This is a genomic window from Hydrogenophaga sp. L99 (assembly GCF_058731905.1).
Genome location: NZ_CM178972.1, coordinates 425,148 through 440,935 on the forward strand (window position 1 = coordinate 425,148; position 15,788 = coordinate 440,935).

Annotated in this window: 11 protein-coding genes and 1 pseudogene; 5 read left to right on the forward strand and 7 right to left on the reverse strand. The window is 65.0% G+C overall.

From position 1 onward, the window contains the following. Nucleotides 1–88: 88 nt before the first annotated feature. Together AC4QBL_RS01965 and AC4QBL_RS01970 are read right to left on the reverse strand one after the other, a co-directional pair. Nucleotides 89–649 (reverse strand): sugar transferase, encoded by a 561-nt coding sequence (locus AC4QBL_RS01965; RefSeq protein WP_472899931.1) that lies wholly within the window; start codon nt 647–649, stop codon nt 89–91. Then, complete coding sequence (locus tag AC4QBL_RS01970) at nt 646–1,644, reverse strand: UDP-glucose 4-epimerase family protein (RefSeq protein WP_472908189.1); 999 nt, start codon at nt 1,642–1,644, stop codon at nt 646–648. The genes AC4QBL_RS01965 and AC4QBL_RS01970 overlap by 4 nt, the downstream gene beginning before the upstream one ends. Before the next feature lie 375 nt (nt 1,645–2,019). Here AC4QBL_RS01970 and lysS point away from each other — a divergent pair, with 375 nt between their 5' ends. After that, nucleotides 2,020–3,597: a lysine--tRNA ligase gene (gene lysS, locus AC4QBL_RS01975; RefSeq protein WP_472908188.1), complete on the forward strand. Its 1,578-nt coding sequence runs from the start codon at nt 2,020–2,022 to the stop codon at nt 3,595–3,597. Here the strand turns inward: lysS and AC4QBL_RS01980 are convergent, their stop codons facing one another. Then, a complete protein-coding gene (locus tag AC4QBL_RS01980) occupies nt 3,598–5,211 on the reverse strand; it encodes a sensor domain-containing diguanylate cyclase (RefSeq protein ID WP_472908187.1) in 1,614 nt (537 codons plus the stop codon). A 324-nt stretch (nt 5,212–5,535) separates the two neighbouring features. Continuing rightward, entirely contained in the window at nt 5,536–6,492 is a 957-nt protein-coding gene (rpoH, locus tag AC4QBL_RS01985) for an RNA polymerase sigma factor RpoH (protein ID WP_472899935.1), read from the reverse strand. Between the two features lie 193 nt (nt 6,493–6,685). Here rpoH and imuA point away from each other — a divergent pair, with 193 nt between their 5' ends. The 3 genes from imuA to AC4QBL_RS02000 all read left to right on the forward strand — a co-directional run bounded on the left by imuA (nt 6,686) and on the right by AC4QBL_RS02000 (nt 12,240). Beyond that, complete coding sequence (gene imuA / locus AC4QBL_RS01990; protein WP_472899936.1) at nt 6,686–7,537, forward strand: translesion DNA synthesis-associated protein ImuA; 852 nt, start codon at nt 6,686–6,688, stop codon at nt 7,535–7,537. After that, entirely contained in the window at nt 7,482–8,786 is a 1,305-nt protein-coding gene (locus AC4QBL_RS01995; protein ID WP_472899937.1) for a Y-family DNA polymerase, read from the forward strand. Before imuA ends, AC4QBL_RS01995 begins: the two co-directional genes overlap by 56 nt. Before the next feature lie 265 nt (nt 8,787–9,051). Further along, complete coding sequence (locus AC4QBL_RS02000) at nt 9,052–12,240, forward strand: error-prone DNA polymerase (RefSeq protein ID WP_472908186.1); 3,189 nt, start codon at nt 9,052–9,054, stop codon at nt 12,238–12,240. 601 nt (nt 12,241–12,841) lie between these two features. On the opposite strand, the gene AC4QBL_RS02005 is transcribed toward AC4QBL_RS02000, so the two are convergent. Together AC4QBL_RS02005 and AC4QBL_RS02010 are read right to left on the reverse strand one after the other, a co-directional pair. After that, nucleotides 12,842–14,167: an IS1182 family transposase gene (locus AC4QBL_RS02005; RefSeq protein ID WP_472907800.1), complete on the reverse strand. Its 1,326-nt coding sequence runs from the start codon at nt 14,165–14,167 to the stop codon at nt 12,842–12,844. A 54-nt stretch (nt 14,168–14,221) separates the two neighbouring features. Further along, nucleotides 14,222–14,616: pseudogene (locus tag AC4QBL_RS02010) on the reverse strand (type II TA system antitoxin MqsA family protein). Nucleotides 14,617–14,777: 161 nt separating this feature from the next. Between AC4QBL_RS02010 and AC4QBL_RS02015 the strand changes: the two are divergent. After that, complete coding sequence (locus AC4QBL_RS02015) at nt 14,778–15,206, forward strand: ankyrin repeat domain-containing protein (RefSeq protein WP_472899940.1); 429 nt, start codon at nt 14,778–14,780, stop codon at nt 15,204–15,206. 28 nt (nt 15,207–15,234) lie between these two features. On the opposite strand, the gene AC4QBL_RS02020 is transcribed toward AC4QBL_RS02015, so the two are convergent. Then, nucleotides 15,235–15,702 carry an EVE domain-containing protein gene (locus AC4QBL_RS02020; RefSeq protein WP_472899941.1) on the reverse strand — a complete coding sequence of 156 codons (468 nt, stop codon included), beginning with the start codon at nt 15,700–15,702 and terminating at the stop codon, nt 15,235–15,237. Nucleotides 15,703–15,788 lie beyond the last annotated feature (86 nt).

Sequence of the window (15,788 nt, forward strand, 5' to 3'; positions counted from 1 at the left end):
GTTTGGTGTACAGCCTGGGGCGCCGGGGCTCACCGCAAGGGGGCTCAAGACTCGATCGGTGGTGCGAAGTTGCCGCCAGAGCGACGCTTCAATGCGACACGCCCGAGCCTCGCCACACCTGTGCTGCGGTGAGCCAGAGAATCCGCAGGTCGAACCAGAGCGACTGGCGCTGTCGGTATTCGGCATCCAGTTTCACTTTGTCGGGAATGGGCAGTTCGTCGCGCCCGTTCACCTGCGCCCAGCCCGTCAGGCCCGGGCGCAGCGTGTGCACCTGGGCCTCGGTGCGCAGTGCGATCAGGTCGTGCTGGTTGAACAGGGCGGGCCTGGGGCCTACAAAGCTCATGTCACCCTTGAAGATGTTCCACAGCTGAGGCAGTTCGTCCAGGCTGCTTCTGCGCAAAAAATGTCCGATGGGTGTGAGGTATTGGCGGGGGTTTTCAAGCAGGTGGGTGGCGACCGCGGGTGTGTCGGTCCGCATGCTGCGGAACTTGGGCATTCGAAAAATCCGGTTGTCTCGTCCCACCCGGTCAGACCAATAGAGGGCGGGTCCGGGTGCGGTCAACTTGACCAGCAGCGCGACCAGGGCCATGGGAATGGCCAGCAGGAACAAGGCTGCGCAGGCCAGCAACAGATCCATCGCTCTTTTCATGTTCGTTCCGTCGATGCCAGCGCTGCATGGTGTGCTGCTCGGTGTGACTTGTACGCCTGAGCGGTGCGTTGAAGTTCTTCCTCCAGGCTCATCAGTGGTGTCCAGTGCAGCCACTGGCGATTTTTTTCGATATCCACAGCCAGGTCGGCACAGAGTCGTTGCGCCAGAGCACCTTGCCCTATCCAGCGCAAACTGTTTTCAAGCCATGGTTGCGGGATGGGCACCAGCCGGGCTGGGCGCCCAAGGGCGTGGCCAATGGCGCGCAGCAAATGGGTTGTAGAAACGTCTGCGCCGTCGCTGACCAGAAACGTCTGGTTGCCTGCGGCGGGGTGTCTTGCACACAGCTCCAGAAAGTGGGTCAGGTTGCTCAGCCCCACCAGGCTGCGGCGGTTGTTGATGGCACCCAGGGGCAGTGGAATGCCGCGGTCAACCCAGGCCATCATGCGCAAAAAATTGGCCTTCACACCAGGCCCGTACACCAGGGGTGGCCGCACGATCACGACCTCCAGGCCCGTCTGCCTGGCGACCTGTCGCAGACCGTCCTCGGCTTCCTGTTTGCTGATGGCGTAAGCGTCTGTGGCGCAGGCGGGGTCATCGGCCTGAAAGGCGTGCCCTGGCGCAGTCCACTCGCCATGGACCTTGATGGAGCTGAGGAAAACAAACCGCTTCACGCCACATTGCGCCGCCATGGTGGCCAACTGCACGGTCAGGTCGGTGTTGGTGCGGCGGTAGGCGGCCAGGGGCGATGGGTCTTGGTCGTCGAGCCTGTGCACGCGTGCAGCGGTATGCACGATCGCATCACACCCGCGCATGGCCGCCCTGAGAGCGCTGCTGTCGCTCAGGTCGGACTGCAGCTGTTGAAGCCACGGCTGCTCAGTGGACGAGGGCGCCACCGCCGTGCGCTGTTGCGCGACCACTTCGTGCCCGGCTGCCAAAAAAGAGGCGCTTGCGCTGCGGCCAACGAATCCGTTGGCGCCTGTGATCAAGATGCGCATGGCAGAGTGGATCGGTTCGGCTGTTCCAGTGCAACCCCTTGTGGGCTGATGGCCTGGCGTGTGAAGGGTGTGAAAGATCCGGCAGGCACTCGCCGGGTGGGTGGCCGCGGCACTTTGCTTGCGACTTTTGCTTGCTAGGGCTGGCCGGCGCTCACTATAAGTGAGTCTGTGCGCCCGTTTCGTGAAACATGCCCCGGTGGTTCAAACCCTGGGTGTTGGGTGTGACGTATGTCGTGTGGCTCCCTCCTTTCAAAAAGAGGGCATTGCCAAGCCAGAGAACTAAAATGTGAAGTTTTGCGTGAAGCCTGCCCGGGTGCCCCTGGGTACCGCAGGCGCGCCCCGATCTGCCCGCTGGGCTACCCACCTGCTCTTTTTATGTCCCAAGCCACACCCAACAGCCCTGCCGCCGACACCCCTGTGACCGGTGCCCACCCCGCGTTTGATGACAACCAGTTGATCGTCGAGCGCCGCGAAAAGCTCAAGGCCATGCGCGAGGCGCAGCAGCAAGGCAAGGGCGTGGCATTTCCGAACGACTTCAAGCCGTCGGACAAAGCCGCCGAGCTGTTTGCCCTGCACAGCGAAGCCACCAAGGAAGGCCTGGAGGCCAACCCCTCGCGCGCCAGTGTGGCCGGTCGCATGATGCTCAAGCGGGTGATGGGCAAGGCCAGTTTTGCCACACTGCAAGATGCGTCGTTTGGCCCGTCGGGTGGTCGCATCCAGATCTACCTGAACAACGACAGCGTGGGCGAAGAGCTGCACAACGCGTTCAAGCACTGGGACCTGGGCGACATCGTGGCGGCCGAGGGCCTGCTGTTCAAAACCCGCACCGGCGAGCTGACCATCCACGCCGACAAGATCCGCCTGATCACCAAGAGCCTGCGTCCGTTGCCCGACAAGTTTCACGGCATTCACGACCAGGAAATCAAGTACCGCCAGCGCTATGTGGACCTGATGACCGACGAGAGCGCCCGCAAGCGTTTCATCACGCGCAGCCAGGCCCTGTCCAGCATCCGCGAATACATGGTCAGCCACGGCTTTCTGGAAGTGGAAACGCCGATGCTGCACCCCATTCCCGGCGGTGCCAACGCCAAGCCGTTCAAGACGCACCACAACGCGCTCGACCAGGAAATGTTTTTGCGCATCGCGCCCGAGCTGTACCTGAAGCGCCTGCTGGTGGGCGGTTTTGACCGCGTGTTCGAGATCAACCGCAACTTCCGCAACGAAGGTATCTCGGTGCGCCACAACCCCGAGTTCACCATGATGGAGTTCTACGCGGCGTATTGGAACTACCACGACCTGATGGACTTCAACGAGCAGCTGATCCGCCACGTGGTGCAGCAGGTGCACGGCGACACGCCGCTGACCTACAACGGCAAGCCGGTGGACGTGTACTCGCCGTTTGAGCGCCTTACGATCCGCGAAGCGATCTTGAAATACACCGAGGCGGGCGAGGGTGTGGATAGCGCCGAGTGGCTGATACCGGCGCTGCGCAAGCTGGGCATGACCGAAGCCAAGCACCAGCTCAGCACGCGCAGCCTGGCCAGTTTGCAGGTGCTGTACTTTGAAGAGACGGTGGAAGAGAAGCTCTGGAACCCGACCTTCATCATGGAGCACCCCACCGAAATCTCGCCGCTGGCGCGCGCCAACGACGACCGTCCCGAAGTGACTGAGCGCTTTGAGCTTTACATCACCGGGCGCGAGTTTGGCAACGCGTTTTCTGAGCTGAACGACGCCGAAGACCAGGCCGCGCGCTTTCACGCCCAGGTGTCGGCCAAGGACGGCGGCGACGAAGAGGCCATGTATTACGACGCCGATTTCATCCGCGCGCTCGAATACGGCATGCCCCCGGCCGGCGGCTGCGGCATTGGCATTGACCGTTTGATGATGCTGCTGACCGACAGCCCCAGCATCCGCGACGTGATTTTGTTTCCGGCGCTCAGAAGAGAGTCGTGATCAAAAATTCAGCGTCTGGATGCTCTTGCGCTTGTCGTTGCGCAGTTCGTCCAGGCTGTTGCGCAGCCAGTCCAGGTGGGCTTGTGCGTCTTGTTGCAGGTCTTGGCCCTCTGCCGGCAGCAGGGCCAGCACCACTTTAAAACGCAGGGTGGCGCCCACGGGCAACTGCGACGACGGGCGCAGACCCCCCGCCACGATGCTGGTGGCGGCTGCCACCGCTTGCGCGGCCCGCACAGGGCCTTCCATCAACAGCATGAAGCTGCGGTTGTCCACCCGGGCAGCGGTGTCCACGTCGCGCGCCACCGAGCGCAGCAGCGAGCCGGTGAGCACCAGGGCGCGGTCGGCCACTTCCCGGCCGTGTTCTTGTTCAAAACCGGTGTGGTTGTCCAGGTCGATCAGCAGCAGCGCCGTTTGGTGCTTGTAGCGCTGGGCCCGCACCAGGCTGTCGTGCAGGCGCAGCATGCCGTTGTGGCGGTTGGTCAGGCCGGTGAGCGGCTCGGTCAGCGCAAGGGCCTTGGCGCGGGTCTGTGCCTCGTGCTGCATGGACGACCGTTGCAGCAAGCCATAGATCAGCAGCGGCGCTTCAATGGCGGCGGCGATCACCATGCCGTATTGCGACAGGAAGCCCGACGACATCAGGCCGAAATTGCGCAAAATCGGCACTGTGCCGGCCACCAGCACCGGCAAAATGCCCAGTGCAATCCACCGCACCCAGCGGTCGCCCGTGCGCCAGGCGGTCCAGAGCATGGCGTACACCAACACCATGGTCAGCGCGCCGGTGGCGGTAATGGCTTGCAGCGTCCAGGCGGAGGGCCTGACTACATCCCAAGCCGTCAGCAACACCAGCAGGCCCGCCAGGGTAAGGGAAAGCCGGTCAAGGCCTTGCCCGATGCGCCGGGGCTGCACCACATGGCGCACAAACAGCAAGCCCACCACCGCCACCAGGGGCAGCAGCACAAATTCGGCCATGCCGTTCCAGTGGGCGGAATGGGGCCACAGAAACTGTCCGCCCACCCCCAGCGAAGCAGCCAGCGCCAGGCCCAGCACCGAGATGTAGACCGCGTAGCTGCCAAAACTCAGGTCGCGAAACACCAGGGCATTGGCCACCGCCACCACCGTCAGCAAAAAAGCCATGCCGAAATAGGCACCCAGCATGAACTGCTGTTGAATGCGCATTTCGCGCAGCGCGCTGTGGCGGTGCACAAACAGCTCGCCCGAGAACGGCACCCGGGCATGTTGAATGCGCACCCAGTAGGTTACGGGGGCATCGGCCCGCGTATCGAGTGCAAACACCGGGTAGCGGTCGGGCGAAGCCCAGTCGCGCACGGCCAAGCTGTCGCCCGCGTGCTGCGCGTGCCAGCTGCCGTCGGGGTGCTGGTAATACAAGCTGATGCGGTCTGTGCCCGAATGCGTCAGCTCCAGTTCCCAGTGCGAGCCGGTGTCTTGCACCCAGGCGTCAAACCGCACCCAGAGCGCCGCTTGTGGGCCGATGAGCAAGCGGTGCTTGGGGCTGCGCACCGCAAACGGCAGGCTCGCCTGGCTTTGGGCCACCTCGGGTGCGGTCAGCTGGCCGCTGGGGTCCACCCAGAAAAGGCTACGCTGGGCCAGGGGCACACTTTTTGCGCGCTGTCCAGCACCACCGTGGGCAGCGTCAGGCTGCTGGGCGCGCTGGTGGCCTGCGCATGGGGCGTGCCCAAAGCCATCAGCCCAACCCACACCAACAAGCTGAGAAGCTGGCACCAGTGCCGCCGCATGGCCCTGAAGCTGATGGGTGGGGAGCTGAAAAAGATAGGCATCAGCCATTTTGGCTTGCACCGGCCTCCGTTCCTCGGACAAAACCGACGGTTCAGCGCCTGAGTGGCTGAGTCTGGCCAATACAGCAAAAAGCCCCAGCGAATCCATCCGCCGGGGCTTTTGAATTTGAGCGCCTCAGAGGCGTCAGGCGAACTCGGCCAGTGCCTTGCGCATTTTTTTCATGGCCGCCACCTCAATCTGGCGCACCCGCTCGGCGCTCACGCCGTATTCGGCCGCCAGCTCGTGCAGCGTCATGCCGCCTGAGCCGTCGTCGTTCACCTTGAGCCAGCGCTCGGTCACGATGCGGCGTGAGCGTTCGTCCAGCTCGCTCATGGCGTGCGCCACGCCTTCGGTGGCCAGGGCGTCGCGCTCGGCCGACTCCAGCACCGCCGTGGGCTCGTGGGTGGCATCAGCCAGGTAGGCAATGGGGCCGAAGCTGTCTTCGCCGTCGTCGCTCGGGCCGGGGTCCAGCACCACGTCGCCACCCGACAGGCGGGTTTCCATCTCGCGCACTTCTTCCGGCTTCACCTTCAGTTCACGCGCCATCACGCCCACCTCGGTGTCCGACAGCACATCGCGGTGCGTGTCACCGTCCAGCGCATCGGCACGAAAGCCCTGCTTGCGCGAGCGCAGGTTAAAAAACAGCTTGCGCTGCGCCTTGGTGGTAGCCAGCTTCACCATGCGCCAGTTTTTCAGGATGTATTCGTGGATCTCGGCCTTGATCCAGTGCATGGCGTAGCTCACCAGGCGCACGCCCTGGTCGGGGTCGAAGCGTTTCACGGCCTTCATCAGACCCACGTTGCCTTCCTGGATCAGGTCGCCGTGCGGCAGGCCATAGCCCAGGTACTGGCGGGCAATCGACACCACCAGCCGCAGGTGCGACATCACCAGCTGGCCCGCAGCGTCCAGGTCGTTGTGGTCGCGCAGGCGCCGGGCGGCGCCCTGTTCCTCTTCCAGCGTCAGCAGCGGCATGCGGTTGACCGCAGAAATATAGGCATCCAAGTTGCCCAGCGGCGGCATCGTGAGCGAGCGGCTGGCCCAAGGGCTGGCCACGGCCAGGGTGGCGGTGGGCAAGGCGGCGGGAGCAAGTGATACGGACATGTGAAGAACCCTCCTCAGGTTGGCTTTCATAAATATTAGCACTCTCTATGAGTGAGTGCTAATTGAATAGTTCCATGGGCTTGATATGGCTGGGCTTTGCGCGGGTGTCGATGCGGCGTGCACGGCGCCGGGCTTTACTGGACAGCTTCAATGCTTTCATATACTGTACGCATAAACAGTATTTAACGTCAACATGCAACCCGCCACCGTCCCTTTGGCCTCGCCGGTCCACAACGCGCCCCACCCGGTGCCAGCCCCGGGTGCGCTCGCCAGCGGCCTGCCTGCTGCTGTGGCCGCAGCGCTGTGGCGCGGTGACCAGTTGGGCGCGCCTGTGGCCGCCACCCTGTCCAGCGGCTTTGCTGCGCTGGACGCGGTGTTGCCCGGCGGTGGCTGGCCCTGCCATACCGTCACCGAAATTCTGGCGCCGCAAAGCGGCATGCTGGAATGGCGGCTGCTGGGGCCGCTGCTGCGTCAGGTGTGCGCCGCTGGGCGCAGTGTGGTGCTGGTGGGCCCGCCGCGTCCGCCGCACCCGCCCGGTTTGCGCTGGGAAGGCATCAGCGAGCGCCAGCTGGTCTGGGTGCAAACCGAGACGCCGGCCGAGCGCCTGTGGGCCACCGAGCAGCTGGTCAGGGCCAACGCCTTCGGTGCCGTCATTGCTTGGCTGCCGCAGGTGCGGGCCGAGCAGGTGCGCCGCTTGCAGGTGCTGGCGGCGGGCTGTGCCGGCCCAGTGTTTCTGTGCCGGTCTGCCTCGGCGGCACAAGAGTCGTCGGCCGCGCCGCTGCGCCTGCTGGCCCGCGTGGGGCCTGACTGGGCCTTGCGGGTCGAGGTGTTCAAGCGCAAAGGCCCGCCACTGGGCAGCACGCTGCATTTGCCGTCTGTGCCCGGTGGCCTGCAGACCATTTTGACGCCGCGCCTGAAACAGCCCAGCGCGTTGCTGCCCAGCGACCAGCCCCGGGACGCTGCGCCTACCCCCACCCCAAAGGTCGACCATGTTGTGGTCAGCGCTCCGGCTCCCAGCGCCCGACGACACCGCCTTGCCCACTGACGCGGCGCTGCAGACGCTGGCACTCTGGGCGCTTCAATTCACGCCCCGCGTTGCTGTCGCTGACGAAGCCGTGGTCATGGAGCTGGCGGCGAGCGTGCGCCTGTTTGGGGGCCAGCGCGCGCTGCGCGAGCGCGTGCAAGCCGAAGGCGCCGAACTGGGTGTGGGCCAGCTGGCCTGGGCGCCCAACAGCCTGGCCGCGCTGGCGCTGGCACGCGCCGGGGTTGAAAACGGCCTGCAACAGCCGCTGGACGCCCTGCTGGACGCCCTGCCCATGGACACGCTCAGTGCCGTGCGCCCGCACCGCCTCACGCTGTCGCACATCGGCTGCAGCACCCTGGGCGACGTGCGGCGGCTGCCGCGCGGCGGTGTGGCCCGCCGGTTTGACAAACAGTTGCTCGCCGCGCTCGACCGGGCTTACGGCAGAGCGCCTGAAGTGCATGCCTGGATCGAGCTGCCCGAGCACTTTGCGCAGCGCCTGGAGCTGATGTTTCGGGTGGACGACGCGCCGGCCCTGCTGTTTGGCGCGCGCCGCCTGCTGCTTTCGCTGTGCGGCTGGCTGGCCGCGCGCCACAGCGGCACCACCGCCTTCACCCTCCGCTGGGCGCACGACGCCATGCGCGCCAAGTCCGCAGGCGAGGGCGGCAGCATCACCATACGCACCGCCGAGCCCACACGCCAGCTTGATCACCTCTGCCGCCTGCTCGCCGAACACCTGGCCCGGGTGGAGCTGCTGGCCCCGGTGGGCGACTTGGAACTGGTGGCCGACGCCGTGGTGCCGCTGGAAGAAAAAAGCGCTTCGTGGCTGCCCGACGAAGCCGAAGGCCGCGAGCCGCTGCACCTGGTGCTGGAACGCCTGGCCGCTCGCCTGGGGCCGCAGCGCGTGCTGCGCCCGGTGCTGTGTGAAGACCATCGCCCCGAATGGATGTGCCGCTGGCAAACGGCACCCGAACCCTTGCCCCGCAAGCCCGTGGCGGGCAACGGGCTGCCGCAGCCCGGCTTCATCTTGGCGGCGCCGATCAAGCTGCTGGTGCGCGCCCACCGGCCTTATTACCAGGGTGAACTTCAATTGCTCGCCGGCCCGCAGCGGGTCGAGGGCGGCTGGTGGGACCGCGACGAGTCCGTGGGGCAGATACGCAACGTGGTGCGCGACTACTGGGTGGCGCAGTCGGCACACGCGGGGGTGTTGTGGGTGTTTCAGACGCGGTTGGACGAGGCGCCAGCGTGGTTTCTCCATGGAGTATTCGCTTGATTGACTCCCCCCCGCCGCGCTGCGCGCGACCCCCTCAAGGGGGCGGCACTGGCCGTCCGGCAAAGCCGGCCCGACGGCGCCCTGGGGGGCTTCCCCTCTGCTCGGTACGCATCCCTCCCCGTGGTGCGCTTGCCCCCATCCCAACCTTCCCCCAGAGGGGGAAGGAGCAAGGCATTGAAGCCCATCCTCGCCCGGAGCACATGACTGACCCCTTCCCCCTCTGGGGGAAGGCAGGGATGGGGGCCCGCCTGCGAGGGTGCCCACCATGACGCCACAACCCGCTGGCATTCCCGCCTACGCCGAGCTGCTGTGCCTGTCCAACTTCAGTTTCCTGCGCGGTGCCAGCCGGCCCGAAGAGCTGGTGGAGCGTGCCCAGGCGCTGGGATACACCGCGCTGGCGCTCACCGACGAGTGCTCGCTCGCTGGCATCGTGCGCGCCCACGTGGCGGCCAAAGCGCATGGCCTGAAGCTGCTGGTGGGCAGCCAGTTTCAGGTGGTGTGTGACGCGCCGTTCACCCTCGTCGTGCTCGCCACCAACCTCAACGGCTACGGCAACTTGTGCGAATTCATCACCCGCCTGCGCCGCACGGCGCCCAAGGGCACCTACCGCCTCACGCTGAACGCCATCAGCGCCGACGCACTGACCGACTGCCTGGTGATTGCCGTACCACAGCGCGGCAGCACGCAGGATCAGATGGACACGGTGGCGCGCTGGCTGTTGCAGCATTTCGTGGGCCGCTGCTGGCTCGGCGTGGAGCAGCTGCGCCTGATAGACGACGAAATGCGCCTGCACCGGCTGCGCCAGAGCAGCGAGCTCACCGCCGTGCCGCTGGTGGCCGTGGGCGACGTGCACATGCACCTGCGCTCGCGCAAGGCGCTGCAAGACGTGCTGACCGCCACCCGCCTCGGCCAGCCGCTCACCGCCTGCGGCCAAGCGCTCGCGCCCAATGCCGAGCAACGCCTGCGCTCGCGCCTGGCGCTGGCGCTGGCGCAGTGTTACCCCGAGCCCTTGCTGGCCGAGACACTGAAGGTCGCCGAGCGCTGCCACTTTTCGCTCGACGAACTGGCCTACCAATACCCCAGCGAAGTGGTGCCGCCGGGCGAAACGCCGGCCAGCTACCTGCGCCGCCTGGCCTACGAGGGCATGGGCCGGCGCTGGCCCGCGGGTGCGTCAGACCAGGTGCAGCAGCAGGTCGAGCACGAGCTGACGCTCATTGGTGAGCTGGGTTACGAGCACTACTTTCTCACCGTCTACGACATCGTGGCCTTTGCCCGCTCGCAACACATCTTGTGCCAGGGCCGTGGCTCGGCGGCCAACAGCGCCGTGTGCTACTGCCTGGGCATCACCGAAGTGGACCCGGCGCGCACCGCAGTGCTGTTTGAGCGCTTCATTTCCAAAGAGCGCAACGAGCCGCCTGACATCGATGTGGACTTTGAACACGAGCGGCGCGAAGAAGTGATCCAGTACCTTTACGCCAAATACGGCCGCGAACGCGCCGCGCTCACCGCCACCGTCATCAGCTACCGCCCGCGCAGCGCCCTGCGCGACGTGGGCAAAGCGCTGGGCTTTGCCGAAGCCACCCTGGACAAGCTCGCGCGCGAGCTCTACTGGCGCGACGGGCGCCAGGCCATCGAGCCCGAGCGCCTGCGCGAAGTGGGCCTTGACCCCGACAGCCTGGCCGTGCGCCAGCTGCTCGTGCTCACCGGTCAGATCATGGGTTTTCCGCGCCATCTGTCGCAGCACACCGGCGGCTTTGTACTCACACAGATGCCGCTCTCGCGCATGGTGCCGATTGAAAACGCCAGCATGGTTGACCGTACCGTCATCGAGTGGGACAAGGACGACCTCGACGCCATGGGCCTCTTGAAAGTGGACGTGCTCGCGCTCGGCATGCTCACCGCCATCCGCAAGTCGCTCGACTTCATCGGCCAGCGCAAGGGCCATGTGTTTCAGATGCAGGACATCCCCGCCGAAGACCCAGGCACCTACGACATGATCTGCGCCGCCGACACCGTGGGCGTGTTCCAGATCGAGAGCCGCGCGCAAATGAGCATGCTGCCGCGCTTGCGCCCGCGCTGCTTTTACGACCTGGTGATTGAAGTGGCGCTGGTGCGGCCAGGCCCCATTCAGGGCGGCGCGGTGCACCCCTACCTGAACCGCCGCCAGGGCAAAGAACCCATTGACTACCCCAAAGGGCTGGACGCCGCCCTCCAGCGCACGCTGGGCATCCCTGTGTTTCAAGAGCAGTGCATGCAGATCGCCATCATTGCCGCCGGCTTCACGCCCGGCGAAGCCGACGGCCTGCGCCGCGCCATGGCCGCCTGGAAGCGCAAGGGCGGCCTGGGCCAATATGAGGACCGCCTGCTCAGCGGCATGGCCGAGCGCGGCTACGAGCCCGACTTTGCGCAGCGCGTGGTCGAGCAAATCAAAGGCTTCTCCAGCTACGGCTTTCCCGAAAGCCACGCCGCCAGTTTTGCGCTGCTGGTGTACGCCAGCTGCTGGATCAAGCACCACCACCCGGCCGAATTTCTGGCCGCTATGCTCAACAGCCAGCCGCTGGGTTTCTACACCCCCAGCCAGCTCGTGCAAGACGCGGTGCGCCACGGTGTCGAGGTGCGCGCGGTGGACGTGATGGAAAGCGGGTGGGACTGCACGTTGGAAGCATCACCCGTTCGCACTGAGCCTGTCGAAGGGCTCGCCCAGCCATTGCCTGGGCTTCGACAAGCTCAGCCCGAACGGCCCACCATGCCCGCCGTGCGCCTGGGCCTGTGTAGGGTCAGCGGCCTCTCGCGCAGCGAAGCGCAACGCATCGTCGCCGCGCGCGAAGCCACAGCGTTCACCGACACCGAAGACCTTGCCCGCCGCGCCAGCCTCGACCGCCAGACCCTCCAGCAACTCGCCGCCGCCGACGCCTTGATGAGCCTCAGCGGCCACCGCCGCCAGCAAGTCTGGGACGCCGCCGCCCTCAAAGCCCCGCCCGCGCTTTTGAAAGAAGCACCGGTGGATGAAGATGCGCTGGACCTGCCCGAGGCGCCCGAAGGTGAAGCCATTGTGTGGGACTACGCCAGCCTGGGCCTCACCTTGCGCAGCCACCCCCTGGCCCTGCTGCGCGATCGCCTGCAAGCGCGCCGCTTCATGACCGCAGCCGCCTTGAAAGACGCCCCCGACGGCCGCCTCGTGCGCGCCTGCGGCATCGTCACCGGTCGCCAGCAACCCGGCACCGCCAACGGCGTGGTCTTCGTGTCGCTGGAAGATGAAACCGGTGTGGTGCAAGTCATCGTCTGGAAAGCCCTGCGCGAACGCCAGCGCAATGCCCTCACACGTTCAAGGCTCATGGCCGTGCACGGTGTGTGGCAGCGCGAGGGCGAGGTCTGCAACCTCATCGCCGGCCACCTGGAAGACCTCACGCCGATGCTGGGCCGGCTGGCCACGGAGAGCCGGGATTTTCACTGAACTGGTTTGCTGGCTCCCAAGCTTTCAGATGTGAAAGCCTTTGTGTCCGATGAGTTGTCACTAAACCGCTGGGAAATGCTCAGAGTCTTCCCTTTGACTAGAAACGAAACGACTTCATCTGAACCGCTGTTTCGCCACCGCCCGTTTCCACTGGCCCAGACGATCCGATCACCTTCAAGCATGCATCGATAGTCCCAATGGCTGCCGTCTGCAGGTCGGACATACGACAGAGATGTCACCTTCTCGGAGAATTTTTCCGCTCGAATGATTGACGGTGATTGGCTCATGATCGTGGCAATTGCCGCAGTGCAAATTGCCTCTTGATTGAAGTCACCATGATTCGTCTTTCTGGTACAGCCGGCAATGACCAAAACAGAAAAAGCAAGTAGTGCAAATCGCTGTAAATGCATCCCCTGATCCTCCTTGAAATTTGTATTCGAATCTAGGAGCCTGCGCGGCAGAACGTTTCGCGGGCTGATTTGAGGATAACTGCGCGGTGCCTCGGGTGATTTGATCGTTCCCGTTGTTTGGCGTGGTCTGTGCGGCGGCCTTGTGCGGGTCTGAAGGCTCCGTTTCGAGGCCCTCGATGCCCCGTTTTCCCTCAAGTTGCTCGCAAACTGCACATCCTCCTCAGGTTGAGCGCCAGACACACGAGCTTGAACTCGGCCTTGACCTTCTCCAATCCCCGCAGGCTGAACTGCCTGAACCCCAGCACGCTCTTGATCCAACCGTTGGGCGCCTCCACGATCCACTTCCTCTTGCGGTAGGCAGCCTTGCCTTCGGGTGTCTTCAACTTGGCATCCATCGCTGCGCTGTGCGGGTACTTCTGGGCGTCGATCTCAAGGTCCTGCTTGCCCTCGCGGCCCAGCGCCACGATCAACTCGCTCGGACTGTCCTTGAGTCGCTCGAACACCGACTCCGATCGGAACCCCGCATCGGCCAGAACCTGCTTGGCGTCATCGCCCAGGGTGGCCTTCACTGCCGCCAGCAATACGGGCAGGCGATCGTTGTCGGCGGCGTTGTTGGTGAGCTCGGCCGCCACCACGATCTGCGCGGTCTCGTCCACCGCCGTGTGCGCGTTGTAGCTGTAGTCGTAGCCCCCACCGGCGCGTTTCATGATCCGGCTGTCTGTGTCGGTGAAGCTCTCCTGGGCGCTGTCCTTGGGAACGCCGAAGTCGCGCTTGTAGCGCCCGCCCTTGGGTTTGCCGTCCTTGTCCCGGGGTTTGCGCTGGTCGTTCTCGCTGCGTCCGCGCGCGGCATCGGCTTCTTGCTGGCGCTGCTCCAGCCGCAGCTTGGCCGCCGTGATGGCGCTCAACCGATCGGCCCGGCGCTTGATCTCGCCGGGGATGTCGATGTCGGGCTCGTTCTTCTCCAGATCGTCGGCCGCCTTCGCTCGGTTGAGCAGGCCGTCGATCTGGGCTTTGAGTTCGGCCTCGGCCTTGAGCATGCGCTCGTAGCTCATGGCCTTGTGGCGACTGGCGTTGGCCTTGAGCTTGGTGCCGTCCACTGCCACCGTGCCCAGCTTGACCAAGCCACACTCGCGCGCCAGGTGAACCACCTGCACGAACAGGGCTGCCAACTCCTGCAGGTGCAGCGCACGGAAGTCCGACAGCGTGCGGTGCGCCGGATAGTTCTCCGCAGCCAGCACCCGCAGCGCCACGTCTTCGTGCAGTTTGGCCGCCAGCTTGCGTGAGCTGAAGGTGCCCGTGGCGTAGCCGTAGATGAGGACCTTGACCATCATGGCCGGGTGAAACGGCTGGTTGCGCGGTCCGCCCTTGGCGTACCGGGCGTGGAAGGCGCTCAGATCCAGACTGTCGACGCTGTCACTGATGAAGTACGCCAGGTGCCCTTCGGGCAGCCAGTCTTGCAGTGCGTCGGGCAGCAGTCGCTGCTGTTGGGGTTCGTAGGGGAGGTAACTTGCGGCCATGCCCACAATTTACCAAGCCTTCGCGACCTCAGTGCGCTTCTGCCGCGCAGACTCCTAGCGTAAATCCGTAAGCAACTCCGGGTGCCGGTCCAGCACCCACTGCAACTTCACCAGCGGCAGCGGCGGCTTGGTCTTGCCGTTTTCGTAGCGGGAAAATGCGTTCACCCCACCACCGAATATCTCGGCCGCTTCGCGCTGGTCCAGCGCCAGCTTCTTGCGCACGTTGACGATGAAGGCCGGGTCCACGATGGTGGCGTTCACTTATTTGTTGAAGTCCAGCATGGCCGCGCTCACGAGGCAGCGACCCCGGCGCCCAGCACCGCTTCGCTGCAAGCGGAGCAGCAGTCGCCAGGCACGGCCGGTATGGCGGTGGTCTCGCCTTTGTAGGTGCAGGGCATGTCGCGGGTGTCGTGCACCAGCTTGGCCGCGCCGCAGGATGGGCATTTCATGACGAGAGATCCTTTCGTTCAGCCTAAGCTTCCTGGTTGAATTCAGCAAATCGGTTACTGAAGGGGGCCAAGCTGAGGTGGGCGATGCTTCGCTGCCTCAAGGCTTCCGACCATGTGAGAGACTGCAAAGCCCCCAGAACACACAAGGCCCTGCACATCCCATGTCCGATTGGAAACACCAGCAAATGATCAAAGCATCGGGTTGGCCGCTGGCCCCCGAATGCCTTGCGCCCGACGCCAACTTCACCGCCCGGCTTGAAGGCGGGCTGGTGCCTTTGCATTGGGCCTGCCTGGGGGGCAAGGCCGGTGTGCTCAAGTACATGATCGAACACGGCGCCAACGTCCACGACCTGACCGACAGCGGGCAGGGCATGCTGGAGCTGGCGGTGCAGTCCCGGAGCTTTCAAACCGTGATGCTGGTGATCGACCAGCTCAAGACCACCGCCGCTGCGCCGCCCAGTGAGGCGCTGAAAAAGCGGCTGGTCGCGGCGTTCAGCGACGGTCACCCCAATTCCCGGAACCGGCTGCAGCAAGCGCTGCGGGACTGGGAGCGCATCGCGAAAACGGTGCCTGCTCCGCGCCCGGCTTGACAAGACGAAAAAGCGTTGGGGCGTGGGGTCAGTCGCCCAGCAGCCGCTGGGTGATGAAGCGCCAGTGTTCGGCGCTCACCGGCGTGATGGACAAGCGGCTGCCGCGCTGCAGCACCACCATGTCGGTCAGCTCGGGCGTGGCGCGCAGTTCGGGCAAGCCGATCAGCCGGGTTTTCTTCAGGGCTTGCACGTCCAGCAACAGCCAGCGCGGCTTGTCGGCGGGTGACTTGGCGTCAAAGTAGGGCGAAGCGGGGTCGAACTGTGTCGGGTCAGGCCGGGTGCCTGAGGCCACCCGCGCCAGCCCCACGATGCCCGGCTCGGCGCAGCTGGAGTGGTAGAACAGCACGCCGTCACCGACCTGCATGGCATCGCGCATGAAGTTGCGGGCCTGGTAGTTGCGCACGCCGGTCCAGGGCACGGTGGCGTTGGGGGCAGCCAGGGCGTCGTCGATCGAGCATTCGTCGGGCTCTGATTTCATCAACCAATAGGGGGACATGGCTTCAGGCATTTTGTGTGGGTTGCATGGCAAGCTTGGGCCAGCGATCGGCTGGGCTGCTGGCCGAAAAATGGATCGTGTGCGCA

What these genes read in the sequence shown, in the direction of transcription:
- AC4QBL_RS01965 (WP_472899931.1), bottom strand. Translation starts at nt 649, where the DNA reads ATGAAAAGAGCGATGGATCTGTTGCTGGCCTGCGCAGCCTTGTTCCTG.
- AC4QBL_RS01970 (WP_472908189.1), bottom strand. Translation starts at nt 1,644, where the DNA reads ATGCGCATCTTGATCACAGGCGCCAACGGATTCGTTGGCCGCAGCGCA.
- lysS (WP_472908188.1), top strand. Translation starts at nt 2,020, where the DNA reads ATGTCCCAAGCCACACCCAACAGCCCTGCCGCCGACACCCCTGTGACC.
- rpoH (WP_472899935.1), bottom strand. Translation starts at nt 6,492, where the DNA reads ATGTCCGTATCACTTGCTCCCGCCGCCTTGCCCACCGCCACCCTGGCC.
- imuA (WP_472899936.1), top strand. Translation starts at nt 6,686, where the DNA reads ATGCAACCCGCCACCGTCCCTTTGGCCTCGCCGGTCCACAACGCGCCC.
- AC4QBL_RS01995 (WP_472899937.1), top strand. Translation starts at nt 7,482, where the DNA reads ATGTTGTGGTCAGCGCTCCGGCTCCCAGCGCCCGACGACACCGCCTTG.
- AC4QBL_RS02000 (WP_472908186.1), top strand. Translation starts at nt 9,052, where the DNA reads ATGACGCCACAACCCGCTGGCATTCCCGCCTACGCCGAGCTGCTGTGC.
- AC4QBL_RS02005 (WP_472907800.1), bottom strand. Translation starts at nt 14,167, where the DNA reads ATGGCCGCAAGTTACCTCCCCTACGAACCCCAACAGCAGCGACTGCTG.
- AC4QBL_RS02015 (WP_472899940.1), top strand. Translation starts at nt 14,778, where the DNA reads ATGTCCGATTGGAAACACCAGCAAATGATCAAAGCATCGGGTTGGCCG.
- AC4QBL_RS02020 (WP_472899941.1), bottom strand. Translation starts at nt 15,702, where the DNA reads ATGTCCCCCTATTGGTTGATGAAATCAGAGCCCGACGAATGCTCGATC.